Origin of the sequence: Alishewanella maricola, from assembly GCF_016343785.1 — a bacterium.
Taxonomy (GTDB): Bacteria; Pseudomonadota; Gammaproteobacteria; order Enterobacterales; family Alteromonadaceae; genus Alishewanella; species Alishewanella maricola.
The window spans coordinates 30094-53759 of sequence record NZ_JAEINI020000001.1; the positions used below are offsets into that span (position 1 = coordinate 30094).

Below are 23666 nucleotides of genomic sequence, written 5' to 3' on the forward strand. Positions count from 1 at the left end.
CATCTGCAAACCGATTTGGACGGGAAAAATAAAAAAGCCCTGTATTTACAAGCAAATAACAGGGCTTTTAAGACATTCTTGGACGGGTGAAAAAACTATTCGATGTTTTGAATCTGCTCCCGCATCTGCTCTATCAATACCTTCAACTCAACCGCAGAATTGGTGATGTCAGTACTGATGGCTTTAGATGACAGCGTATTCGCTTCGCGGTTAAACTCTTGCATCATAAAATCTAAGCGGCGGCCGCAGGCACCGCCTTTTTTTAGGGTGTGGCGGGTTTCTTTAATGTGGGTATCTAGGCGGTCTAACTCTTCGGCGACGTCGGATTTTGAGGCTAAAAAGGCCATTTCCTGCTCTAAACGGCCTTGCTCGATGTCGGCTTTAATTTCGTTTAAGCGGTTTACAATGCGGTCACGCTGCCATTGCATGGCTTGCGGCAGGTGAGTGCGGACAAAGGCCACTTGCTCGCCAATGGCGGTTAAACGCTGTTGGATCATTTGCTCGATGGCGTCGCCTTCACGGCCACGGCCGGCTAAGAAATCTTGCAGTGCGGCATCAAAACCTGCAAGCAGTTCGCCTTGCAAGGCGTCTAAGTCTTCTGTTGGTGTTTCCATGACACCGGGCCAGCGCAGAATATCAGCAATATTAAGTTGAGCTTGCGGGGCTTTTTGCAGTAATTGCTGCGCTTTTTGCAACAACTGCTCGGCAAAAACGTCGTTTAGCGTCAGTTCTCCTGCAGCTTGGTTAGCATGAAAACGTAAATTCACTTCTATTTTGCCGCGTTGCAGGCTGTTACGCAGTTTGTCACGCAATAAACTTTCGAGGCCACGGAATTGCTCGGGTAAACGAAAGTACGATTCTAAATAGCGCTGATTAACAGAGCGAATTTCCCACTGGGCAGTACCCCAACTGGCTTTGGTTTCGTGGCGGGCGAAGGCAGTCATACTATGAATCATTGATTTGTTCCAAACAGCGAGAATATGGCCGAGTATACCTGAGTTTCAGGTTAAATGGCCAATATCAGCAGGAGCTTACCCTGTCGCCATCGGCGCAAGGGCATGGGTTAAAGTGGGTTGTTAATCATGCCTAATGGGTTTGTAACCTGACTAAAACGTGATTGATTTGGGCTAGAGATAGCCCTTAGCGGCCTAAGCTCTTATAATAGCCCTTACATTTTTAGTCAGGAGAAGCTTTATGCGTCCAAGTGGCAGAACCGCCAGTCAAATCCGTCCTCTTTCATTTACCCGTAATTTTACCGCTCATGCCGAAGGTTCGGTGTTGGTGGAGTTCGGCAATACCAAAGTGATTTGTACTGCCAGCGTAGTGGAAGGTGTGCCACGTTTTTTAAAAGGCCAAGGTAAAGGCTGGATCACGGCAGAGTACGGCATGTTGCCTCGCGCGACGCATACTCGTAATGATCGTGAAGCAGCGCGGGGTAAGCAAGGCGGTCGCACCATGGAAATTCAGCGCTTGATTGGTCGGGCACTGCGCTCCGCTGTAGATTTAAGCCTACTGGGTGAAAACACCATTACCATCGATTGTGATGTGATTCAGGCCGATGGTGGTACGCGTACGGCATCGATCACGGGTGCTTGTGTGGCACTGGTTGATGCGTTGAGCTATTTACGCAACAAAGGCGTGTTAAAAGTGAACCCGTTAAAATTCATGATCGCCGCGGTGTCGGTGGGTATTTACAAAGGCACGCCGGTGGCCGATTTAGATTATGCTGAAGATTCTGCTGCTGAAACCGATATGAATTTAGTGATGACCGAAACAGGCCAAATCATTGAAATTCAAGGCACCGCAGAAGAGGCGCCCTTTAGTTTTGAGGAAATGCAACAGATGTTAGGCCTTGGCCATAACGCCATTCTAGATATTGTTGCCGAACAAAAACGTGTATTGGCCTAAGAGGTTTGTATGAAAGCATTCCAGCGTGAGTTTATTGAGTTTGCCTTAGCGCGCCAAGTGTTAAAGTTTGGCAGCTTTACCTTAAAGTCTGGCCGCACCAGCCCGTATTTTTTTAATGCAGGCTTGTTTAATACCGGCTCTGATTTAGCAAAGTTAGGTCGCTTTTATGCTGCGGCTTTACAAGATAGCGGCTTAGACTTCGATGTACTATTTGGCCCAGCGTATAAAGGCATTCCAATTGCGACCACTACCGCGGTAGCCTTAGCGGATCACTATGATCGCGATGTGCCTTATTGTTTTAATCGCAAAGAGGCGAAAACCCATGGCGAGGGCGGCAATTTAGTCGGCGCACCTCTGCAAGGGCGCATCATGTTGGTGGATGATGTGATTACCGCGGGTACGGCTATTCGTGAATCGATGCAACTGATCCAAGCACAAGGCGCCACGCTAACCGGCGTGTTAATTGCGTTGGATCGTCAAGAGCGTGGCCAAGGTGAGTTATCAGCGATTCAAGAAGTTGAGCGTGATTTTGCGACTAAGGTGGTGTCGATTATCAGCTTGCCGGATCTGATCCATTATTTAATGGATAAACCGGAATTAGCTGAGCATTTGGCCGCGGTACAAGCTTATCGTGCAGAGTATGGTGTAAATTAATCTATTCTTAAGATTTAATACCTAAGCTCGCTATTCAAATAAAAAGACAGCCTGTTAAGCACAGTTAGGAACGCACTATGATAAAGCCAAATGGCGTTGGGTTAGCTAGGGTGTTAAAAGCCGCTAAATGCTCTATGCAGGGCTTTGCTGCTGGCTGGCGGCACGAATCCGCTTTTCGTCAAGAAACGCTCTTAACCCTGCTGTCTGTGCCCTTAGCCGCGATGTTAGCGCAATCGGTCAGTCAATTTGCCTTGCTTGTTGGCGTATGGTGTTTAGTGTTAGTGGTTGAATTGCTTAATTCCGCTATTGAAGCATTAACCGACCGTGTCGGTTTAGAGCGGCATGAATTGTCAGGTCGGGCAAAAGATCTTGCTTCAGCCGCGGTGTTTACCAGCTTAGTCATTGTTGGTTTAGTGTGGGGAGCAGCGTTGTGGGAGTGGTTTACGCTGCTTTAAACTGCCGACTTGCTCAGGTGAGTTAAATAGCAGCTTTGCTTGTCATTAACCGTTGGCCGTTGCCGCGCGCTCAGGCTCACGTTAGCGCGCAAGAATACCGTTTGCTCCAATAAAGCTTTACGAATTAATACACTGGTTGAGTGACCGGTTAACATTACAACAAGGCACCGCGAGTTTATCACTTTGCGGTGCCTTTTTTTATTCGGTTATTGAAACACACTTTGCTCAAGTAACGCCCATTGATTACTCCAGCACTGTGTTGGCAAGCGTTTAAAGCCCGAGCGCACAAACTGGTTAATCTTACCCTCGACGGTGGCTAGCAATAAATTGGCGAGTTCTGCTTCGTCAATACTGAACCCTTTGCCTTCGCGCAATTTGCGCTCGCGCAAGCATTGGCGAAATTGTGCTTCTAACTTTTCAAACAAGACCGCCACTCTTTCCAAAAGCCGCTCTTGCTCACCTTGTAAGGCATCGCCAGTTAAAATTCGGCAAAAGCCGGGATTACGTTCGGCAAAAACTAATACTAACTGCAACATTAAACTGATGCGAGTTCGAGTATCTTTGTGCTCATCGCTAATTGCGTTTACCGTTGAAAGCAAGGTGTCTTCGATAAACTCAATTAAGCCTTCATACATGCGGGCTTTACTTGGGAAATGCCGATAAAGTGCGGCTTCCGATACGCCGACTTTTTCTGCTAGCGCCGCGGTCGTGATCCGTTGACCGTTACTGTTACTCTGCAGCATGGCGGCAAGAGCTTGTAAGATATCTTCTTTACGATTAGCGCGTTTTGGTGTTGTCATGCGAGCTGGACGATCCTTAATGTTTACCCGAGTGGCCAAAGCCGCCTTCACCTCGTTCTGAGCTATCAAATAACTCAACCACGTTAAATTCTGTTTGCACTACCGGCATAAACACCAACTGCGCAATACGATCGCCGGGTTCAATGCTAAAGCTTTGTTGGCCACGGTTCCACATCGAGACCATTAACGGGCCTTGATAATCAGAATCAATCAGCCCGACTAAGTTACCAAGAACGATACCGTGTTTATGGCCTAAACCCGAGCGTGGTAGAATGGTTGCACATAATTGTGCATCGCCAATATGAATGGCAATACCCGTAGGGATCAGTGCGGTTTCACCTGGGGCTAGCGTTAACGTTTGTTCGACACAAGCCCGCAGATCTAAACCGGCAGAGCCTGGAGTAGCATAAGCGGGTAAAGGAAACTCGTTGCCAATACGCGGGTCGAGGATTTTTAGGTCAATAGCTTTTTTCATCATGGCTTCTTTTCTAATGCGTGATAATGTTGACTGATCAGGGCGATTAACTGCTCTGCTAATTGTTGTTTGGGTTGTACAGGTAAATCTAATTCGCCTAAGGGCCAAATCAGCGTAATGGCGTTTTGATTGCTGTTAAAGCCGCTATTAGGCTTAGAAACATCGTTGGCGCAGATCATATCCAGTTTTTTATTCAGTAATTTTTGCCGAGCATAATCGAGCACATTGCGCGTTTCTGCGGCAAAACCAACAGTAAAAGGTCGGTTTTTGTTCATGCCGGCAACGGCAGCAATAATATCGGGGTTTTTCACTAAGGTGAGTTGCAGCTCACTCTCGCTGCCTTTTTTTAGCTTATCGGTGGCGATTTCGCTCATCCGATAATCTGCTACCGCGGCACAGCCAATAAAAATAGCGGATTGCGCGGCGGCAGTGAGTGCGGCTTGATGCATTTGCTCAGCACTTTCAACCTGAATCATTTGCACGCCGGCGGGCGCAGGCAATTGCACAGGCCCACTGATTAAGGTGACCTTAGCGCCTGCTTTCACCGCCGCTTCAGCAAGGGCATAGCCCATTTTGCCAGAGCTGTGATTACTGATATAACGCACTGGATCAATCGCTTCGCGCGTAGGCCCTGCGGTAATAGTGAAGGTTAAGCCCGATAAAACGTGTTTAGAACTAAGAAGCGGTTCAATTAACGCGACGATGTCTAGCGGTTCTAACATGCGGCCCGCACCCACATCACCACAGGCTTGCACACCTGAACCTGGTCCAAAAATGTGAAATTTATGTTCTTTTAATGTTGCGATATTTTTTTGTGTAGCTATATTTTTATACATTTGCTGATTCATCGCTGGTGCCACAGCCACGATAGCGTCACTTGCTAACACGCAAGTGGTTAATAAGTCATTCGCTAAGCCATGCGCTAAGCGGGCAATTACATCGGCACTGGCTGGGGCTACGATAATTAAATCAGCCCATTTTGCCAGCTCAATATGACCCATCGCTGCTTCCGCTGACGGGTCGAGGAGGCTATGGCTTACCGGGTTTCCGGAGAGGGCTTGTAGCGTTAAGGGCGTAATAAAATGCTGGGCAGCATCGGTTAAGATCACCCGCACATCGGCGCCGCGTTCCGTTAAACGCCGCACTAAGTCAGCACTTTTGTAAGCGGCAATACCGCCGCTGATACCAAGTAAAATACGTTTAGAAGCAAGGCTTTGCTGCATAGCAGAAGCACCCTAGCCAGAATTAGATTGGCATAAGATAGCATGGAAACCGAAATTCAGCATCCGTTCAGCAGCGAGAAAAGGAGCGAGTTATGGCGATTACTGATTGGCCGCTTTCAGAGCGGCCGCGTGAAAAAATGTTGCAACTGGGCACGCAAGCCTTATCGGATGCGGAATTGCTCGCAATCTTTTTGCGTACTGGTATTGCAGGCACTGATGCTGTGGGTTTAGCTCGGCAGTTGTTGCAGCAATTTGGCAGTTTACGGGCGTTGCTTGGCGCCAGTAAAGCGGAGTTCTGCCAAGCAAGAGGCCTAGGCGAAGCGAAATACGTGCAATTACAAGCGGTATTGGAGCTGAGTCGGCGTTTTTTACAACAACAATTGCAGCGAGAAACGGTATTTACCGAGCCTGCATTAGTACGAAAATATTTGAGTTCTTTGTTGTCACAAGAGCAACGCGAGATATTTATGGTACTTTATCTTGATAATCAACATCGTATGATTTGTGCCGAGCCCTTATTTCAAGGCACAATTGATGCCAGCCCAGTCTATCCGCGTATTGTGGTTCAACACGCTTTACGGCATAATGCCGCGGCCGTTATTCTGGCTCATAATCATCCTTCTGGGGTGGCCGAGCCAAGCCGCGCCGATAGAGCAATAACGGAGCGCCTAACACAAGCCATGGCTTTGGTTGATATCAGAGTATTGGATCACTTTGTTGTGGGCGATGCAGAAGTCGTCTCTTTTGCTGAGCGTGGCTGGTTGTAAATGAGGACTTGGCACAACAAGGCGTTCTAGCTCATGGCTAAATTGTCTTGAGTTTGATTGCGCTTTCGTGTATAAAGTGCGCCCTCATCCATTTTCGGGGCAACCTTCAAGGCCAGAAGGGTGAAAGATAGCTCGAGCTGACGTAATTTTGGAGAAATATTGACATGTCTAGAGTATGCCAAGTAACTGGCAAAGGTCCGATGGTTGGTAACCGTCGTTCGCACGCCAACAACGCGACAAAGCGCCGTTTCCTGCCTAACCTGCAAACTCACCGTTTCTGGGTTGAAAGTGAAAACCGTTTTGTTACTTTACGTACAACCACTCGTGGTATGCGTATTATTGACAAGAAAGGTATCGATGCCGTCCTAGTTGACGTTCGTGCCAACGGTCACAAGGTATAAGGAATTAACAAATGCGCGATAAAATCCGTTTAGTTTCTTCTGCAGGTACTGGTTTCTTCTACACTACTACGAAGAACAAGCGTACCATGCCAGAAAAAATGGAAATCAAAAAGTTCGATCCTAAAGTGCGCAAGCACGTGATTTTCAAAGAAGCGAAAATCAAATAATCGAATTTACAAGAACCCGGCTTTCGCCGGGTTTTTGCTTTTTATACTGCCCCTGCGTTACTATTCTGCTGTCTTTTCTTTAAAACACATCATCATGTTGAAATTGTCTCGTCGTAATTGGAACAATGTACTGATTTTTGTTGTGCTGCTGCTGATGTTTAGCTTGTATGACTGGTCAGGTAATACCTATTTTGGCCGCGCAGAACGTGTAAGTTTGCTCCCTGACTCTAGCCAGCTGCTAAGTGTTTCTATTGGCTCAAAGCGTTTAGTACAAGCGGCAGGTCAATGGCAATGGCAACCTCATCAACCGAGCACGGTGTCTGCTACTGAGATGGCTGCGGCTTGGCAAACTACGCAACTCGTAGCAAGTAATGAAACGGCAGGTGCTAATTGGGTGCCTATTGCACAAGCCAGTGTGCAATTAGTGGGGCAGTTTGAACCTCAGATCTGGTTGTTGTATCTGCAACCTAGCGGTTACTTAGTACAGCAAGTGGGGCGTACCCAGTTGTATTTGTTAGCGCCCGCCCATGCGCGTTTGTTATTTACCTTGGAGTAGGCTGTGCCTGAATTACCAGAAGTAGAAGTATCCCGGCTGGGTATTAGCCCGCATTTACAGCAGCAAGTGATTACCAAGGTCGTTGCTCGACAACGGCAATTACGTTGGTGGATCCCGGATGAAGTGCTTGAGATCCAGCAGCAGCCAATCTTATCTGTCAGTCGACGTGCTAAATATTTATTGCTGGAACTGCCAAGCGGTAGTGTGATCTTGCATTTAGGTATGTCTGGCCATTTAAAAGTGGTATCGAACAGCGTCGCGCCAGCGAAACATGATCACATCGATTTTGTGCTGGGCAGTGGCCAATGTTTGCGCTTAAACGACACGCGTCGTTTTGGTGCGGTACTGTGGCAAGCCAATGGCAGCATCCATCCATTACTCGGGGCGTTAGGGCCTGAGCCGCTGACGGCAGACTTTACCGCGCAAACCCTAATCAGCCACTGTGCTAAACGTTCTGCCGCCATTAAATTGGTGCTGATGGATAACAAGGTGGTGGTAGGCGTAGGGAATATCTATGCCAACGAAGCGCTGTTTAAAGCAGGCATAGCACCGCAAGCCCCAGCCAATCAAGTCAGTGCAGAGAAATTACAGTTATTAACAACCGTAGTGAAAGAAACGCTGGCGGCCGCCATAGTGCAAGGCGGTACCACCTTGCGTGATTTTAGCCAAGTAGACGGCAAGCCAGGGTATTTTAAACAGGCGTTGTTAGTGTATGGGCGGGGTGGCAAGCCCTGCTTTAGCTGTGGTGAGCCGCTACAAGAAATCCGTTTAGGTCAGCGTAGCACGGTGTTTTGTCAGCACTGTCAACGTTAAACGGCCCTATCTGAATACCGAATCATCTGAAGTTTGCTCTAAAGCCATTAGCCATTATTTTGCCTGCCAACGCGCCAAAAAGTACAAGGCCGTGCCCAATAACACAAAAGCGCTGGTGGCTAATACCGATGACAGGCTAACCTGAAACGCCAGCCAAACGCAGGCCGCGATACCCAGAAGTGGTATGGCGTAACCAAAGGGTAAAATAAAGCTGTCGCTGGCGGCCAGTTTGGGCCGTAACACTGGTACAGCGGCGCAGGTTAGGCCATAAAGCAACAAGCGTGAAACTACTGTTGCAGCGGCCAGCCATAAAAATGACCCATAAAGCGTTAATATCAGCGCTAAGATCCCAAAAAAGACAATCGAATTCGCTGGGGTTAAAAAGTGCGGCTGTACTTTGGCAAACCACTTTGGCAAGCTGCCGTCTTCGGCTAAGGCGAAGCTGGCGCGCGGTGTAGAAAAAATAGAACCCAATAAGTTCGCGGCGACGGAGGCGACCACGCCTAGCATTAACATCATGGCACCGACGGGCCCGAATAACGTCGCGGCGACATCCAGTAACGGGTTGCTAGAATCAGCAATGTTAGGTACGGCGGCTACGCTCACTAATTGAATCGCAATATATAACAGCGTCACGAGCCCTAAGCCTAACAATAAGGCGCGTGGCATATCTTTGGCGGGGTTTTTGGCCTCTCCAGCGGGTACCACCACTGATTCAAATCCCACAAAAGCATAAATTAATAACAACACGGCAGCGCCAATATCGTAGTGATTATTAAACAACGTCGTGGCATCCGCTTCGGGTAGCAGTTGTGCACCAAAGTAGCTTATCCCGGTAACCACCAGCAGTAATAACACAGCAAATTTCAGCACGGTAAGAAGTGCCAAGGAGCGCATGGCGCGCACCGAGCCGAGCACATTTATCAGTGTTAAGCTGCCAACAATGGCACTAAGGAGCAAGGTTCGTTGCAGGGTATTGCTGGCCGCGGGCCAAAAATAACTGATGCTATCGACCAGTAGCACGGTATTGGCGGCAAAAGAAACTAAACGCGCAATGTAATATAACCAACCGGCCTGAAAACCAATAAAAGGCCCGAAAGCGGCCGTGCCATAGCGCACCGGGCCGCCGCTGCCGCGAAAGTAACTCGACAGTTCGGCCATGGATAATAAGATGGGTAAAATGAGTAAGGCACAGAGCAGGTAAATATAGGGGCTATATTCGCCCGCTAACTTAGCCGCGCCACCCGGTAAGCCAAAAATACCGGCGCCAATAAAACCATTAATTACCAGCAACCAAAGACCGAAAAGCCCTAGGTTGCGTGGTAAACTTGCGTTGTTAGAAGTTACATTCACGAGTTATCAATACTGCCTTAAAAAATTCAAATACGCGTTTTGTGCGGTGATCCGGTTAGCTTTTTTCAACAAATCACGCCCTGCATCAGGAAACAGCACATACTCTACTGGCCCCCATTTTTGCGTATTGCGGCGACCATTTCATCGCTTTTAACTTGCAATACCCGCGGATCATTTGTGCCTTGCATTACTAATACCGGTTTTTTGACTTTATTACCATGAAAAACCGGTTAGATGCGCTGCAGTCTTTTACCATCAAAGGCCGGATCGCCCAGCTCAGCATACAGGGACTCCTAAAACAACACCCACCAAGGCAGGATGCTTGTTAAGGTTTTTATCGAGTTGCATACTCATCATTGACCACTCGCGGGGGCACTCAAAACTAGTCTAAAAAACATTCGGCGACAAGTTACACCGCTAAACAGTCAAAAGCACTTTGCATGGCAACAAGCCGATGGCAATGATGACCATAAAGCGCAAAGCGACTCAATAAGTTTGCAAAAAGGTATATGCGATCTTAAAAACGCCGTTTTGCGGTAGCACGCCACTGCCAGTTGTTAATATCTGGGTTATCACTGAATGGGCGGGTGAGATCTAAATGCACCATAGTGCCACGGCTAGAATGGCTAGAGAGTAAGCGAACACCGACACCGACACCGAACAAAACTTTGTCATCGATATCGGGTTGGGCCATTAAGTCTTTAAATTGTTCGGAATCGCCCCAGCTGCGGCCTATATCGGTAAAGGCGGCAAAACCGACATCAAAGATCCGCCATAGATTCCAATCAGTGTAACGCCGGTATTCTGCTGTGGCGATCACCCGTTTATCGCCGCTTTGATAATACAGTGGGAAAGCGCGCAATCCGGTATCACCGCCTAGATATAGGCGTTCATCGGCAAATAAATTGCTGCCACGTTCTGCAGAAATACTGGCGACGACGCTATTGTATTCATTCAGTTGATGGTTTAATTGCCAAGAGAAATGCAGCAGTTGCTGTGTCTGATCTTGCCAATTTAAGCGGCGATAATTTAACTGACCAAATAACCAAGTATGCTCTTGCAGTTGCCACGCTTTTTCTGCATGGGCAGTGAGCTGCAAGCCAGAATTGTCGGCGCCTAACCATGATTGTAAATAGCCAAGGCGCAGTTGTAATTGCCAGCCGGCATTAATATCTTCAACGCGGTTAAATTGATTGATATTGTAAAGCTTATAAAAGTCATCTTCTAAAATTTGATACTCCAGCCATATCGCTGAAAGATTACGCTCGTCAGGTAACGTTAATACCGTACCCTCGGTATCATTAAAGGCGACATCTTCTAAGGTCATACCAACAATAAAGCGCTGAATGCTGCGACCGCGTTCAACCAGTTTAAAGCCAACAGCGCTTTCGAATTGTTGCCGAGTGCGATTGTACTCATTAACCCGCTCATCTAATTGGTAATCGGTAACGAGTTCTTTATTTTTAAGCAAATCGAAGTTAAGAGACCACTGTGAATCTAAGCGATAAAAAGGCCGCTGCACATTAAAACGATAATTTTCGCCATCAGAATTATTGGCGTAACTTAAAAAGGTGTTCCAGTGCGTACCAAAAATGTTGGGGCTGCCAAAGCTAACTAAGTAGCCACTACGTTCGCTGTCTTTACTGTAATCTAAGTGAATTTGATTGCCATAACCGAGCAGGTTATCTTCAGCAATGCCCAGTGAGTACTCGGTTTCACCCCCTTCACTAGAAAAATCAATTTTGGGTAACAAGGACCAAGTGTCCCAAGTTCTTACCATGACTTCAACGGTGTTGTCTGAGGGACAATAGCGGCTGACCGAAACGCGAGCGTCGCGGATGTAGCGCCGGCTTCTTAAAAGACGTTCGGTCTCCGCCAAATCGGCTAGGTTTAACGGTGCGTGATCATTAAACAACAAATCATCACGAATAGTACCTTCAAGGCTGATTCGATGGCTGGCATTTGCAAAGCGATGAAGCCAAAACACCCCAGGCTCGGTCAAATCAAACACGTTATTTTGTTCGAAATGAATAGCGCTAATATGCGGCTTTTTTTCAGCTAGGCGATCTAGATCAAACTCATCGCTGCAATTGGCTAGCAAGGTAAAGCTGTAAAACGGCAATGACAACAGGCATAAACTACGCCACATGCGTTGACTCCTTGTAGCCTAATGGAATGAAATAACTCTACTTAACTATGCGTGTTTTTGCCAAAAATGCCAACACGCATTGCTGATGTTCATTAGTTTTTACGGTGATCCTCAGGATTGTTGGGCGGAGTTGTTGTTTGCTCGGGAACGATCCGCACCGGAAAAGGCGCGGTTTCACTTCCCGTGTAAAGCGTTCGATGTGGAAACGGAATTTCAATACCATTGGCATCGAAAGCCAGCTTAATTTCTTCTTGCAGGCTATTACGTAGCTCTCGAAAATTAGGTGTCGTACTCCAAACCGAAAACTGGATATTCAGTGCCGAATCACCAAAGCCCACAAACAAAAACGTGGGTGCAGGTTCATCTAAACTTAGCGGGTTTTTGTCGGCGACCTCAAACAGTATTTTTCGAACTTGCGCCATGTTTTCTTTATAAGCCACACCCAGTAGTAAATCGAAGCGCCGAATAGGAAAGCGTGTCATATTAATCACTTCAGATTTAATCAGGCTTTCATTGGGGATCCGTACAAATAGGTTATCGAAGGTGCGTAATTTAACCGAGAGTAAATCAATAGACAGCACTTCACCCACAGTGGCTCCCACTTTAATGGTGTCGCCAATTTGAAAGGGTTGTTCGCCGATTAAAAACAAGCCGCTAATTAAATTAGAAGCGGAAGTTTGTGAGGCAAAGCCAATAGCAACCGATAATACGCCAGCTGCGCCCAGCAGAACTCCTAATGAAAACCCTAGTTGATGCAGTGCTGAGGCGGCAAACAAGGCGAGCACTAACCAATAAAGTACGCGACGAAACAGCACGGCATGATGTCGAGAGAAATTATGGCTGATGAGCTTTTCTGCCGCTTGCGAGGCGTAGCGAGCTAACAACAAACCTACCACGATAAGCAGTAAAGCCTGTAGGCCATTCACCACGGTTTCAGATTGAAAAAACTGTATTAACGTTTCCAACATGCGTGACTCCTTATTGACTGAAAATGCCGGTAAAGGCGCGCACAAGGCTGTTTTTATCATGATGCTGGCGTGGTGGGGCGAGCAAGTCTGCACTGGTTAAACCCAGCGGCAAGGTTTTGCCAATTTTAAAGCGAGTAAGTTGCCCGACACTCTCGTGTTGTAACAACAGCGGATCGGTCCACAAGCTGCCATCACGATGACCATACAAGGCGAGAAATGGCAGTGGAATACTTAACTTGTCAATGGTCAGCATACGATCAGAGCGGTTTTCGATTGTCACTGCGGTCACGGCACGGTGCGGCCGTGTGGGTATATCATCGAGGCTATGCCTGGCATGTGTTTTGTCAGCAAAACATAACTCGCCTTGCTGGGTAGAGTCACCAAACCACGTATCGGATAAACGTTGTAACGGTAATTCCATGAGCACTACGCTAGGCTCTTGCAGGCTAATTTCGATACTGACCGGTGAGCTAATATAGAATACGCTTTGTTCGCCTGCGGGAATGCTTACCGGCTGATGCGTTTTGATCACTACGGCGCGCTCGAGCAAATGCGGCGTTAATTTAAATTGACCGGGACTATGGCGAAACATAAAACGCTGCATGTTGAGGGCTTCAGGTAAGCAGGCCGCAGATTGGCTAAGTACGCGATAAGCTTGTTCTGGCTGCGTACTGCGCTCAAAACCAAATACCCATTCTTGCAAACAGCGTTTGAAATATAAGGTAACCGGGCCGATCGTAAAATGCCAGCATTCATCTAACGCCATTGTTTGTGGTTGCCACCATTGTGGCGCAGTAGCGCTTGCTGCAGAGTGACTCATCAATATCTTCCTTTTCAGTGGCTCGGTTTAAAAAACGTTGCTACTGTAAAACTTTCTACGCTCAGGTTGAGTTAAGCTAACTTAGTTCATAAAATAGCATTATTAATTGTTTTATTGGCAATGTCTTAATCATTCGTGTGGCATTTGGCCATTTCAATGGCACTTAGCTAAATTAGCTCAAATTGCTTAGTATCGACACTCCATTTACCCTGCATGATTCAGCATACTGCCCAGCAGTCTCTGAAAAAACGTGCTGCTGATAAGAGGCTGTTATGGATTTACCCGTTCTTATCAAAACTCTTCGTAATGCGTTGCAACACGATACGCTGCCGTTGTTACGTGAACAACTCGAAGATGTGCATCCAGCTGATTATGCTGCAGCCCTAACTGAATTTTCTGCCACGGAATTGTGGAGTTTATTAACTGTATTGCCCCGTGCAGAACAAGCTGAGGTGTTTGGTTATTTGCCTGCTGAAGTGCAGGTTAGTTTAGCTATCAGCGTGAGTCGGCGCAAACTCTCACCGATTATCAGGCAAATGTCTTCGGACGAACGTGCCGATTTATTTAATCAATTATCTGACGAGCAACGCGATACCTTGTTACCGGCCTTAGCTCAAGCCGAACGTGAAGATTTGTTACGTTTATCTGCGCATGAAGAGGGTTCTGCTGGCGCCATTATGACCTCAGATTATGCTTTGTTACCACCTGAATTGACGGTACGTGAAGCCATTGAAGTGCTGCGATTAGAAGCACCCGATAAAGAAACCATTTACTCTTCTTATGTGGTTGATGAAGCCAGAAAACTCATTGGCGTGGTAAGTTTACGCGATTTGATTTTGGCACCCGTGAGTATGCGGGTTGATGATTTGATGAATACGGATCCGATTTTTGCTAGTGTTGAACTGCCGCAAGAAGAGATAGCCAGTTTGATTGCTAAGTACGATTTATTAGCACTGCCTATCGTCAATAGCGAGCATCAGATGGTCGGTATTGTGACTTACGATGATGCGATGGACGTCGCCGCAGAAGAGGCCACGGAGGACTTTCACAAAACAGCCACCATCGGCAAATTAGACGGAAACGTGAAAAATGCAGGTATCGGTTTACTTTACAGAAAACGGGTATTCTGGCTGGTGGTATTGGTGTTTGGTAATATTTTTTCTGGTGCCGGTATCGCTTATTTTGAAGAAACGATCGCCCGCTATATCGCCTTGTTGTTTTTCTTACCGTTATTGATTGCCAGTAGCGGTAATGCTGGCGCGCAAGCCGGCACATTGATGGTGCGAGCGCTAGCCACAGGTGAAATCAAATTGCGCGATTGGGGCTATTTACTCGGTAAAGAATGCTTGGTTGCCGGGCTGCTGGGGCTAACCATGTCTGCCGCTGTCCTGGGTTTAGGGCTTTGGCGTGGGGGGGCCGATATCGCGATAGTCGTGTCTTGTACCATGATGCTGGTGGTGATGGCCGGTAGCTTGATTGGTTTGTCACTTCCGTTTTTGTTAAGCCGATTTAATTTAGATCCAGCAACAGCTAGTGGACCGCTAATTACTTCTATTGCAGATGTTACGGGTGTGGTGGTTTATTTCTCGATCGCCACCTGGTATCTGGGCTTATAAATATTTTTTTGCGCTGTAACAACCCAAATGTACTATTGCGCAAACGCTTTAATTTCAATATTTTATCTGTATATATGTCGGTAATATACCGACGGAACAAAGTATCGGTTTCCCGACAGCTGGTTTACAGGTATCTAATGACTTTTTTACGTTCACTATGTTGCTTACTGCTACTTGCTTGCTCTGTGCAAGCCGTAGAAGTTGTTGTGCATTCATCGGTGAGCGAGACAACGCTGAGCACTGCGCAATTACGAGCCATCTTTACCATGCGTCAGACTCGCTGGACAGATGGACAAGCTATTCAGGTTTTTGTCTTGCAATCTGACCATCCACATCATCAGCGGTTTAGCCGCGATAAATTAAAAATGTTTCCTTATCAATTAGATGCAATTTGGTCTCGGCAACGCTATTCCGGCATTGGCAGTTTTCCAATGCAAGTGGATTCCGCAGCAGAACTGCTATTATTGCTAGAAACAACACCAGGTGCCATCGGTTATCTTCCCACAGATACCCTTTCATCCAATCTGAGAGTGGTGACGATTAATGAAAAATAACAACCGATTTTACTGGTTCATGCCGCTGTGCTTCGCTGGCGCGGTAGCACAGGCAGAGCCTTTAGAGATTCATGGTTTTGTTGCGCAAGGTATTGCCCAAGCCGCAAAGAGTAATGCAATTAATAATGAAGGTGATGTGTCGCTGGCGCTCACCGAGCTGGGACTCAATGCAAAGTTAGATTTGTATCCACGCTTAAAATTATCGGGGCAAGTAGTGTACTTAAATGGTGGTAATCGCTACCCAGAAGGCGCTCGTTTAGATTATTTATTTTTAGACTTTAGTGCGATAGATAATTTTGATCATCAACTTAATGTGTTTCTTGGCCGCTATAAGAACCAGCATTGGCTTTTTTCCAGTACCCGTGATGTGCCCTTTACACGGCCCAGTATTATTTTACCGCAGTCGGTTTATTACGATGCGTTTCGTGATATTGCTGTGGCGAGTGATGGTTTGGCGCTTAAAGGCTATAAACAATTAGGCCATGGTGAGTTGGAATATAATTGGAGTATTGGTTCTACCAAGATTACCACTGAGCAAGCCCGAACTTTGTTAAGCCCAGATATACAAGGCAGTTCAGAACAAAAATATGTGCATCAAGCCAGTATGTTTTGGCAGGGCATTGGTAGCCAAGCCAGTTATGGTATCTCCCTTCTTGATTCACAGTTCTCTTATAAGCAGGCCAACTTCGACTTTTTTGCTGACGGTGACGTTATCGTTCAAAGAGTCATTTTAAACTGGCGTTATCAAGCCGAAAAATGGGATCTTTCATCGGAGTTATTTCAAGAACGCATGACCATAGACGGTTTTTACGCGCCAGGTTTTGAACGCGCTCAAATCGGTATTGGCGGCTATTTATTGGGGCGTTATCGCTTTGATCCTAAACTTACAGCATTAATCAGTGTTGATATGTTGGCGCTAAACAAAGACGATAAACGAGGCAGTCAGTTAGGGCAGCTTGGTATACCGTCCTATTTTGGTTATCAACATAGCCTAATGTTGGGTGCCAGCTATGAGCTGGGCAGTCGCTTTCGGTTGCAAGCTGAACATCACTGGGTGGACGGTACCGGTCGTTTATCTCCCAGTTTGGTCCCTGATCTAGAGCGTAATCAACATCGCTATTGGCAGGTATGGGCGTTACAACTGATGTATTGGTTTTAAATGCGATTTTTTAGCCTACCAACGAAGATTTTACTGTTAACACTGGCACTGATGCTGGTGCTAATCGTGTTGGTGACCAGCTTATCCTTGCAGCGTTTAGGTGACAGCTTCACCGAGCAGCAAACGTTAAAGCGGCAGCAAGTTGAGCAACACTTTACCCAGTATCAATTGCTGCTGCAAAATCAGCAACAATCTTGGTTTGAAAGCTTTGCCGAGCTGACCGGCCTGCAACAGCAATCAGGTTTCTCTGTGTTTACTGAAGCATTGCAGCAACGCTATGACGTACTTAGTCTTTATTTGAATATTGAAGCGCTTTGGGTGTTTACCGAGGATAGCCCGCAAGCGGCCTTTGCTAGCAGTATCTTCCCAACTGAATTAGCCAGTATGGTAACGCAAACGCAGCACGAGCAGCGGCCGCAATCACGGATTTACTGTACGACGCATTGCAGTAATGTGGTGAGCCTACCGGTATCCGATCAAGAAGGTAATATAGCCGTACTGGTTTCAAGTCAAACGCTGGCAGATGTGGTTATTGCTTTGGGGCAAGCCTTGCAAAGTGAGGTAGCGATTGTGCGTTTAGATGGGGCAGCCATGACTATTTTATCTGCCACAGGTAATTTGCCTGCATTGGAACAGCTGGCGTTAGCCAGCTGGCAAAACAGTAGTGGCGCCCAATTCAGCTTAGCTGAGATACCCTACTTTGTTTACCACATCCCTTTGGTTCAACAACAGCAGCAGCATTTTGCGATTTTATTGCTAGAGAACATTAGCTCTTACCAAGCGGCAAATAATGCTTTTAAATGGCAATTGATTGCCTTGGCCACGCTTTGCTTTGTGTTGTTTGCTTGGCTCACTAATTTGTTGACGCGGCGCTTAACCAGTCGCTTATTGCTGATCTGTAATGCGCTACCGATGTTAGCGGAAAATAAATATCGGGCTTTTCGCGATGCTTTACCTAAATCTGCCGGTGCCATGAGTGACGAAGTCGATCAACTCTATGATGCCGGTCAAACGTTAAGCCGTAAATTAGAGCAACTGCAAGACAACATCAATACCCAGACCCGAGAGCTAGAAAATATGGCAATGTACGATCGGCTAACCGGTTTAGCTAATCGTAATATGTTGCAATATCAACTAAAGAAAAGTATCGCCGCGCTAACCGAGAGCAGTGCCTTATTAGGGTTACTGTTTTTAGACATGGACCAATTTAAACGAGTTAATGATATTCGTGGCCACGAGCAAGGCGATCAGTTACTGATTGAAGCGAGTAATCGACTGCGTGCATCGCTAGATAAAACCGATATTATCTGCCGTTTTGGTGGTGATGAATTTATTGTGGTGACAGAAGTGGCTGATATCGATGCCTTAACGGCTTTGGCCAATCGGTTAATCGCAGCGTTTCGTCAGCCCATGTTACTGGGCGATGAAGAGTATCAATTAAATATCAGTATTGGTATCAGCAGTACGCGTAATGCTCAGCTGAAACCTGATGATTTAGTGCGGCAAGCTGATTTAGCCATGTATCAGGCTAAAGGGAAGGGCGGTAATAGTTTGCACTTTTACAGTCAGCAAATGTTTGATGATTTCCAAAATCGTTTAGCATTAGAAAGCGATTTAAAGCTGGCGTTAGCTCAGCAACAGTTTACGCTGCATTTGCAACCCAAAATTAACTTGGCTAATCGCAAACTACAAGGCTTAGAAGCATTATTGCGTTGGCATAGCCCTGCGCGCGGTATGGTATCGCCTGACGAATTTATCGCAGTATTAGAGCTTGCGCATTTGATGATCCCCGTAGGTTATTGGGTGATCGAGCAAAGTTTCCGTATTATGGTGCAACTGCAAGCGGCGGGTTTTAAGGACGCGACTTTGGCCATTAACCTCTCCGCGGCACAACTTAACGATACTAAATTGCCAACGTTTCTCGATGGGTTATTGCAGCAACATCAACTGTCAGCTGCGCTATTCGAATTAGAACTGACAGAAAGTATGCTGGCCAACAACATCAATGAAACGATCAAGAGTATGCAGCGTTTAAAAAGTCGCGGTTTCCGCTTAGCAATTGACGACTTTGGCACCGGTTATTCATCGTTAAGTTACTTAAGGCAGATGCCCGTTGATACCATAAAAATTGATAAAAGTTTTGTGTTTGGTATGTTAGATAATCAAGCCGATTTCGATATTATTACTTCGACTATCGCCATGGTGCGCAAATTAGGTTTGGAAGTTGTCGCCGAAGGTGTTGAAACCCAGGCGCAATGCAAAACCTTAACACAGCATCAGTGTGATATTGGCCAAGGCTACTTATTTTCAAGACCGATCCCGTCAGATACGTTAATTGAACAGTTACAGGCGAATTTGCATGATAATGGCCAGTGGCGCTAAGTAGCCGTTTGCCAACACGGTTAGATAGTCAAAGCAGCTTTAAACCGCGATTGTCAGTAAGCGTAAGCAGCATAAAACTTGGAAAGTGATGATGCCCTGTGTTGGTAAGCCTGTCACATAACCTAAACACGTCGTTGACAAATATCGCTTAGGCGCGTTGTTTTTTTCTTTAAAACCACATAGACTACGCAAGCAACCAAGGGGTGCAACCTTCAAACTTCGGTTTGAATGCGCTGAGATGCCGTAAGGCAAACCCTTAGAACCTGATCCGGATCATACCGGCGGAGGGATGGTGCTAACTCCCCATCAGAACGTGTTTCGCTATTTATGACTTGTTTAGCAAGTTGTGTTAGCTGTAATACCGTTAAATCTGAACAGTGTGATCCTCAACGTGTTGTTTACCGGAGCCGATCACCTATGTTTTTTCGTTATTCTGTTTTATCTATCGCCTTATTGTCTGCATTTAACCTGCATGCTTCTGAGCAACAAATTGAGCGCGTGACCGTGCAAGGCGACTTTCGTCAGCAAAACATCCAACAACTGGCGGGTAGTGTTGTCATTTTGTCTGAGCAAGAGATGCAGCGCCAATCGGCACAGCATCTTGATGACGTGTTAAAACAATTTGCTAACGTGAACTTTGCCGCCGGTGCTTCGCGTGGACGTTTTATCCAAATTCGGGGTATTGGCGAGCGCAGTGAATTTATCGATGTGGTTAACCCTTCGGTCGGTATCCTTATTGATGGCATTGACTATGCGGGTTTGGGGATCAGCAGTGTCGCCCATCCGGAACAGTTAGAAGTATTCCGTGGGCCTGAGGCTACGCGCTTTGGCACTAATGCGCTTGCGGGTATGTTGAATTTCACCAGTAAAAACCCCGTATTTAGCCCAGAAGGGCAACTTAGCGCCACTGTCGCAAATTATAATAGCCAGCAGTTATCGGGTTATTACAGTGCACCTTTAAGTGAGCAAGTTGCCTTTAGCCTAACGCTGGACCAAGCGCTGTCTGATGGTTTTATTGAGAATGCTTTTTTACAGCGCGACGACACCAACAACATTGATGAATTTACGGGGCGTTTTAAATTAAGTTGGTTACCTTCTGAGCACCTGCAACTGGGCTTGATTGCCCATCTGATTGACCAGCAAAATGGCTACGATGCGTTTTCACTTGATCAAAATCGTGTCACCTTATCAGATGAGCCGGGAGAAGATAATCTGCGTAGTAAGGCTTTAGCACTCACCTTTGCTTATCAAGAGTTTGCGGCTGTCGATCTGCAAGGGCAAATTAGCTATTTAAATGCGCAATCTGATTACGGCTTTGATGAAGACTGGAGTTATCGAGGTATTCATCCGTGGGAATATTCTTACCAAGATCGCTATTTACGTTCACGTGAGCAATCGTCTTTAGATTATCGTTTAGTCTCTAAACCCGCAGCACAACTTTGGAATAATACTGACTGGGTATTAGGCGTGTATGCTAGCAGTCGTGATTTGACATTAAATCGCATTCGTCGCGCAGAAAGCGAAATGCGCTTATTTGACAGTCAATTACAGCGAAATAATCTGTCTGTTTATGCAGAGACCACTTCGGCGCTAACTGAGCAGCTTAGCATGGTCTTGGGCGGGCGCGTTGAGCAATATAGCGATGATTATCAAGATGTTGCCGGTATCAGCCTAACGCCAGATGCCACCATGTGGGGAGCCAAGATCAGTTTAAATTATCAAGTCAACTCGCAAGCGATGATTTATGGTTTAGTGTCGCGTGGTTATAAAGTAGGTGGTATCAACGGTGAAGCCTTAGCCAAAGCCGATGACGGCGATTTCGCCCTGTTAGCGACTAAAGCCAGTTTTGCACCTGAAACCGTGGTCAATGCGGAGTTGGGTGTGAAAGGGAGCAGTTTAGATCAGCGCTTACTGACTCGAGTTGCGGCATTTTATATGTGGCGTAACGATATGCAGGTGAAAGGTTGGATTAACCCCGATTTAGGCCCTGAGTTTGCGGGCTTTATCGATAACGCCGCTAGTGGTCGTAACTACGGTATTGAAATGGAAAACCGTTACCAAGCGCATGCGGCGTTGCAATTGTTCGTTAATGTCGGTTATTTGCGTTCTAAACTGGGCCAGTATGTCACTGATGGTGGCTTAGATTTAACCGGCCGTGACCAAGCACATGCCCCGCGAGTGAGCTTCAGTATCGGTGCGGATTGGTTTTTAAACGAGCAATGGTCACTGCAAGCCGGAGTGCAAGGGCGCAGCAGTTTCTATTATTCTGACGGTCATAATGCAAAAGCTGCCGCCAGCGAACAAGTTAATTTACGCTTGAATTATCAGGTAGCACAGTGGCAAATCGCGGCATGGTTGCGTAATGCCTTTGATGAGGAAACCGGTGTCAGAGGTTTTTACTTTGGCAATGATCCCCGTGACGAATATGCTCCTAAGGTTTATGAACAATTTGCTGAGCCACGTCGTTTTGGTGTGACCGCCAGTTACAGTTTTTAAGGAAAGCATAATGAAACTATCAGTTGAAATCAGTAAATATCCGTTAGCAAACGATTATAAAGCGCCGATCCAAGCCTTTATCGATTTGTTAGCAGATCAAGCCGATTTGCACATCATCACCAATACCATGAGTACCCAAATTTTTGGGGATTACGATACGGTGATGCAGGCCTTGCAGAAATGCATGAAATGGTCGATGCAAACTTATGGTAAGTTGGTGTTTGTTTGTAAATTTATTCCAGGTGATTTACGGCCATGAATGAACTGCTGAGTAAGGTGATTAGTGATTGGCAATTACTGCACAGTATTGAACTGATTGCGACATTATTGGCACTGGCTTATGTGTTTTTAGCGTTAAAGCAAAGCCTGTGGTGTTGGCCTGCCGCCTTACTCAGCACCTTGTTATTTAGCCATGTGATGTGGGATTCTGCCTTGTTGTCGGATGCGTTGTTGCAATTGTATTACGCCGGTATGGCGTTATATGGTTGGCGCCGCTGGCAGCAATACCAACAGCAACATGGCAAAGGCCAGGCGCCGGTGTTCGAGCGTCCCTGGCAATGGCACCTTATTCTGGTTAGCAGTACGGCAATCGCAGGCTTGGTTTTAGGCTATTTTATGGAGCATTACACTCACGCTGATTTTGCTTGGTTAGATGCACAAACAACCGCATTTAGCTTGGTAGCAACGTGGTTAGTGGCACAGAAATTAGTGTCTAATTGGTTATACTGGGTGGTGATAGATGCGGTATCAATTTATGTTTATGCGCAAAAACACCTTTATTTTCTAACAGCCTTGTTTATGCTGTATACCATCATTGCCTTAGTTGGGTATTTTGCATGGCGCAGTCATTATCAACTGCAGCAAACATCGACGTTGGATCCAGCGCGGCTATAAGCCGTTTTTGCGAACATCTTGAGTTCTTCAGTGGCCATCCGCCTTTAATCGTGCGGGCACTGGCTTCAGGTGAAAGTAATCTTAATTATTACATCAAAACTGAGCGCGGCGAATATGTCTTACGCCGTTACCCGCTAGATACGCTAGGCGTCTGCCGACAGCAAGAATTACGTTGTCAGCATGCCGCCGCCGCAATTGGTCTTGCGCCGGCACCTTTAGCTTTAAACAATCATCAACAATTACTGATCAGCGATTACATTAGCGACGGCATACCTTTAGCGCTAAACACCGAGCGTTTAACACTGTTAGCTGTAGTCGTGGCTAAATTACACTCATTAACCATACAAACCCCTGTTTTGCAGGTGAGTCAGTACTTACGTCAGCTTATGGATAATAGCCAGTTAGCCAGTTTAGAGCCGGCAGCCACCTTATTCGCCGCCTTGTTACACAGTGCTGAGCAGATGCAAAGCTTGCCGTTTGATCGGGTGTTATGCCACATGGACTTGCATCAGGGCAACGTGCTGTGGGCGAAACAGCAGATTTGGTTATTAGATTTTGAATATGCGCAGTTAACCGACAGTAGCTTTGATTTAGCGGCGATTTGCTTGAACTATCAGTTAAACCAGGCTGAAGAAACGCAATTGCTGCATGCGTATATTAGCGCGAGGCATTTTAGCCATAGCCAAACGGCGCGCGATTGTCGACACAGCTTAGCCGAACGTTTACACCTAGCTAAGCGGTTATACAGCGGTTTTTGTTGGTTATGGTATCAAGCTAGCCCCGATCAGGACGCCGCACTTCATTGGCAAAATAAGCTCGCGCAGTTGTTGGCGTTAAAGTCCACCTAAACGTTCTGCTAACACTTTATAGCGTTGCACATCCTCTTCGGCAAACAACGGTTTGCCGTCATTCGCTTTATCACAGGGTACCAATAGATGTTCTCTGGCTAAGCGTTCTACCCGAATAGGGGTAATATCTAAAAATTGGGCAACCTCGTTAACAGTCATTATGGCCATGCTGATCTCTTATTCAAACAGGAGCGGCTACATGTATTTG

At 46.5% G+C, this 23666-nt stretch carries 25 protein-coding genes and 1 riboswitch; of the genes, 16 read left to right on the forward strand and 9 right to left on the reverse strand.

Annotated features, from left to right (window positions below):
* Positions 1-95: 95 nt before the first annotated feature.
* Complete coding sequence (locus JAO78_RS00135; RefSeq protein ID WP_226749326.1) at positions 96-956, reverse strand: YicC/YloC family endoribonuclease; 861 nt, start codon at positions 954-956, stop codon at positions 96-98.
* Between the two features lie 238 nt (positions 957-1194).
* Between JAO78_RS00135 and rph the strand changes: the two genes are divergently transcribed.
* The 3 genes from rph to JAO78_RS00150 all read left to right on the forward strand — a co-directional run bounded on the left by rph (position 1195) and on the right by JAO78_RS00150 (position 3017).
* Positions 1195-1908 carry a ribonuclease PH gene (gene rph, locus JAO78_RS00140; RefSeq protein ID WP_226749327.1) on the forward strand — a complete coding sequence of 238 codons (714 nt, stop codon included), beginning with the start codon at positions 1195-1197 and terminating at the stop codon, positions 1906-1908.
* Positions 1909-1917: 9 nt separating this feature from the next.
* On the forward strand, positions 1918-2562 hold the full coding sequence (gene pyrE, locus JAO78_RS00145) for an orotate phosphoribosyltransferase (protein ID WP_226749328.1): 645 nt from the start codon (positions 1918-1920) through the stop codon (positions 2560-2562).
* A gap of 77 nt (positions 2563-2639) precedes the next feature.
* Positions 2640-3017, forward strand: a complete 378-nt coding sequence (locus tag JAO78_RS00150; RefSeq protein ID WP_226749329.1) for a diacylglycerol kinase — start codon at positions 2640-2642, stop codon at positions 3015-3017.
* A gap of 206 nt (positions 3018-3223) precedes the next feature.
* On the opposite strand, the gene slmA is transcribed toward JAO78_RS00150, so the two are convergent.
* From slmA to coaBC, 3 genes are read right to left on the reverse strand one after another with little or no spacing between them, the layout of a single operon-like run.
* The gene (slmA, locus tag JAO78_RS00155; protein WP_226749330.1) at positions 3224-3817 is read right to left on the reverse strand and encodes a nucleoid occlusion factor SlmA; all 594 of its coding nucleotides are present in this window, start codon (positions 3815-3817) and stop codon (positions 3224-3226) included.
* A 16-nt stretch (positions 3818-3833) separates the two neighbouring features.
* A complete protein-coding gene (dut, locus tag JAO78_RS00160) occupies positions 3834-4292 on the reverse strand; it encodes a dUTP diphosphatase (RefSeq protein ID WP_329605539.1) in 459 nt (152 codons plus the stop codon).
* Complete coding sequence (coaBC, locus tag JAO78_RS00165; RefSeq protein WP_226749332.1) at positions 4292-5515, reverse strand: bifunctional phosphopantothenoylcysteine decarboxylase/phosphopantothenate--cysteine ligase CoaBC; 1224 nt, start codon at positions 5513-5515, stop codon at positions 4292-4294. The genes dut and coaBC overlap by 1 nt, the downstream gene beginning before the upstream one ends.
* A gap of 92 nt (positions 5516-5607) precedes the next feature.
* Here coaBC and radC point away from each other — a divergent pair, with 92 nt between their 5' ends.
* The 5 genes from radC (at position 5608) to mutM (ending at position 8219) form a co-directional block, all read left to right on the forward strand.
* Positions 5608-6282: a RadC family protein gene (gene radC, locus JAO78_RS00170; RefSeq protein ID WP_226749333.1), complete on the forward strand. Its 675-nt coding sequence runs from the start codon at positions 5608-5610 to the stop codon at positions 6280-6282.
* A gap of 164 nt (positions 6283-6446) precedes the next feature.
* The gene (gene rpmB / locus JAO78_RS00175; protein ID WP_026349251.1) at positions 6447-6683 is read left to right on the forward strand and encodes a 50S ribosomal protein L28; all 237 of its coding nucleotides are present in this window, start codon (positions 6447-6449) and stop codon (positions 6681-6683) included.
* Between the two features lie 11 nt (positions 6684-6694).
* Entirely contained in the window at positions 6695-6850 is a 156-nt protein-coding gene (gene rpmG / locus JAO78_RS00180; RefSeq protein WP_008219722.1) for a 50S ribosomal protein L33, read from the forward strand.
* Between the two features lie 94 nt (positions 6851-6944).
* Entirely contained in the window at positions 6945-7406 is a 462-nt protein-coding gene (locus tag JAO78_RS00185; protein ID WP_226749334.1) for a hypothetical protein, read from the forward strand.
* Positions 7407-7409: 3 nt separating this feature from the next.
* Positions 7410-8219 (forward strand): bifunctional DNA-formamidopyrimidine glycosylase/DNA-(apurinic or apyrimidinic site) lyase, encoded by an 810-nt coding sequence (gene mutM, locus JAO78_RS00190; protein ID WP_226749335.1) that lies wholly within the window; start codon positions 7410-7412, stop codon positions 8217-8219.
* A gap of 54 nt (positions 8220-8273) precedes the next feature.
* On the opposite strand, the gene JAO78_RS00195 is transcribed toward mutM, so the two are convergent.
* The 4 genes from JAO78_RS00195 to JAO78_RS00210 all read right to left on the reverse strand — a co-directional run bounded on the left by JAO78_RS00195 (position 8274) and on the right by JAO78_RS00210 (position 13509).
* Entirely contained in the window at positions 8274-9572 is a 1299-nt protein-coding gene (locus JAO78_RS00195) for an APC family permease (protein ID WP_226749336.1), read from the reverse strand.
* Between the two features lie 517 nt (positions 9573-10089).
* Entirely contained in the window at positions 10090-11721 is a 1632-nt protein-coding gene (locus JAO78_RS00200) for a BamA/TamA family outer membrane protein (RefSeq protein WP_226749337.1), read from the reverse strand.
* Positions 11722-11813: 92 nt separating this feature from the next.
* A complete protein-coding gene (locus JAO78_RS00205; protein WP_226749338.1) occupies positions 11814-12689 on the reverse strand; it encodes a mechanosensitive ion channel family protein in 876 nt (291 codons plus the stop codon).
* 10 nt (positions 12690-12699) lie between these two features.
* Positions 12700-13509, reverse strand: coding sequence for a DUF432 domain-containing protein (locus JAO78_RS00210; RefSeq protein WP_226749339.1), 810 nt, complete (start codon positions 13507-13509; stop codon positions 12700-12702).
* Between the two features lie 272 nt (positions 13510-13781).
* Here JAO78_RS00210 and mgtE point away from each other — a divergent pair, with 272 nt between their 5' ends.
* The 8 genes from mgtE (at position 13782) to JAO78_RS00250 (ending at position 23458) form a co-directional block, all read left to right on the forward strand.
* On the forward strand, positions 13782-15125 hold the full coding sequence (mgtE, locus tag JAO78_RS00215) for a magnesium transporter (protein ID WP_226749340.1): 1344 nt from the start codon (positions 13782-13784) through the stop codon (positions 15123-15125).
* A 137-nt stretch (positions 15126-15262) separates the two neighbouring features.
* Positions 15263-15679, forward strand: a complete 417-nt coding sequence (locus tag JAO78_RS00220) for a hypothetical protein (protein ID WP_226749341.1) — start codon at positions 15263-15265, stop codon at positions 15677-15679.
* Positions 15669-16838 carry a hypothetical protein gene (locus JAO78_RS00225; protein WP_226749342.1) on the forward strand — a complete coding sequence of 390 codons (1170 nt, stop codon included), beginning with the start codon at positions 15669-15671 and terminating at the stop codon, positions 16836-16838. The genes JAO78_RS00220 and JAO78_RS00225 overlap by 11 nt, the downstream gene beginning before the upstream one ends.
* On the forward strand, positions 16839-19220 hold the full coding sequence (locus JAO78_RS00230) for a putative bifunctional diguanylate cyclase/phosphodiesterase (RefSeq protein WP_226749343.1): 2382 nt from the start codon (positions 16839-16841) through the stop codon (positions 19218-19220). It begins immediately after the preceding gene.
* Positions 19221-19409: 189 nt separating this feature from the next.
* Positions 19410-19527, forward strand: a riboswitch (TPP riboswitch).
* Positions 19528-19637: 110 nt separating this feature from the next.
* A complete protein-coding gene (locus tag JAO78_RS00235) occupies positions 19638-21716 on the forward strand; it encodes a TonB-dependent receptor (protein ID WP_226749344.1) in 2079 nt (692 codons plus the stop codon).
* Between the two features lie 10 nt (positions 21717-21726).
* Positions 21727-21975, forward strand: a complete 249-nt coding sequence (locus JAO78_RS00240) for a hypothetical protein (RefSeq protein ID WP_226749345.1) — start codon at positions 21727-21729, stop codon at positions 21973-21975.
* Positions 21972-22610, forward strand: coding sequence for a nicotinamide riboside transporter PnuC (gene pnuC, locus JAO78_RS00245; protein WP_226749346.1), 639 nt, complete (start codon positions 21972-21974; stop codon positions 22608-22610). Before JAO78_RS00240 ends, pnuC begins: the two co-directional genes overlap by 4 nt.
* A complete protein-coding gene (locus JAO78_RS00250; protein WP_226749347.1) occupies positions 22553-23458 on the forward strand; it encodes a phosphotransferase in 906 nt (301 codons plus the stop codon). The genes pnuC and JAO78_RS00250 overlap by 58 nt, the downstream gene beginning before the upstream one ends.
* Here JAO78_RS00250 and JAO78_RS00255 read toward each other — a convergent pair.
* Entirely contained in the window at positions 23444-23626 is a 183-nt protein-coding gene (locus JAO78_RS00255) for a MerR family transcriptional regulator (RefSeq protein WP_226749348.1), read from the reverse strand. The genes JAO78_RS00250 and JAO78_RS00255 overlap by 15 nt on opposite strands.
* Positions 23627-23666 lie beyond the last annotated feature (40 nt).

Coding starts and splice junctions, on each gene's coding strand:
- slmA (WP_226749330.1), bottom strand. CDS start 3,817: ATGACAACACCAAAACGCGCTAATCGTAAAGAAGATATCTTACAAGCT.
- pnuC (WP_226749346.1), top strand. CDS start 21,972: ATGAATGAACTGCTGAGTAAGGTGATTAGTGATTGGCAATTACTGCAC.
- JAO78_RS00185 (WP_226749334.1), top strand. CDS start 6,945: ATGTTGAAATTGTCTCGTCGTAATTGGAACAATGTACTGATTTTTGTT.
- JAO78_RS00135 (WP_226749326.1), bottom strand. CDS start 956: ATGATTCATAGTATGACTGCCTTCGCCCGCCACGAAACCAAAGCCAGT.
- JAO78_RS00255 (WP_226749348.1), bottom strand. CDS start 23,626: ATGGCCATAATGACTGTTAACGAGGTTGCCCAATTTTTAGATATTACC.
- JAO78_RS00220 (WP_226749341.1), top strand. CDS start 15,263: ATGACTTTTTTACGTTCACTATGTTGCTTACTGCTACTTGCTTGCTCT.
- rph (WP_226749327.1), top strand. CDS start 1,195: ATGCGTCCAAGTGGCAGAACCGCCAGTCAAATCCGTCCTCTTTCATTT.
- pyrE (WP_226749328.1), top strand. CDS start 1,918: ATGAAAGCATTCCAGCGTGAGTTTATTGAGTTTGCCTTAGCGCGCCAA.
- JAO78_RS00200 (WP_226749337.1), bottom strand. CDS start 11,721: ATGTGGCGTAGTTTATGCCTGTTGTCATTGCCGTTTTACAGCTTTACC.
- JAO78_RS00250 (WP_226749347.1), top strand. CDS start 22,553: ATGGCGCAGTCATTATCAACTGCAGCAAACATCGACGTTGGATCCAGC.
- JAO78_RS00150 (WP_226749329.1), top strand. CDS start 2,640: ATGATAAAGCCAAATGGCGTTGGGTTAGCTAGGGTGTTAAAAGCCGCT.
- coaBC (WP_226749332.1), bottom strand. CDS start 5,515: ATGCAGCAAAGCCTTGCTTCTAAACGTATTTTACTTGGTATCAGCGGC.
- JAO78_RS00235 (WP_226749344.1), top strand. CDS start 19,638: ATGTTTTTTCGTTATTCTGTTTTATCTATCGCCTTATTGTCTGCATTT.
- JAO78_RS00210 (WP_226749339.1), bottom strand. CDS start 13,509: ATGAGTCACTCTGCAGCAAGCGCTACTGCGCCACAATGGTGGCAACCA.
- JAO78_RS00225 (WP_226749342.1), top strand. CDS start 15,669: ATGAAAAATAACAACCGATTTTACTGGTTCATGCCGCTGTGCTTCGCT.
- mgtE (WP_226749340.1), top strand. CDS start 13,782: ATGGATTTACCCGTTCTTATCAAAACTCTTCGTAATGCGTTGCAACAC.
- radC (WP_226749333.1), top strand. CDS start 5,608: ATGGCGATTACTGATTGGCCGCTTTCAGAGCGGCCGCGTGAAAAAATG.
- rpmG (WP_008219722.1), top strand. CDS start 6,695: ATGCGCGATAAAATCCGTTTAGTTTCTTCTGCAGGTACTGGTTTCTTC.
- rpmB (WP_026349251.1), top strand. CDS start 6,447: ATGTCTAGAGTATGCCAAGTAACTGGCAAAGGTCCGATGGTTGGTAAC.
- JAO78_RS00240 (WP_226749345.1), top strand. CDS start 21,727: ATGAAACTATCAGTTGAAATCAGTAAATATCCGTTAGCAAACGATTAT.
- dut (WP_329605539.1), bottom strand. CDS start 4,292: ATGAAAAAAGCTATTGACCTAAAAATCCTCGACCCGCGTATTGGCAAC.
- JAO78_RS00205 (WP_226749338.1), bottom strand. CDS start 12,689: ATGTTGGAAACGTTAATACAGTTTTTTCAATCTGAAACCGTGGTGAAT.
- JAO78_RS00230 (WP_226749343.1), top strand. CDS start 16,839: ATGCGATTTTTTAGCCTACCAACGAAGATTTTACTGTTAACACTGGCA.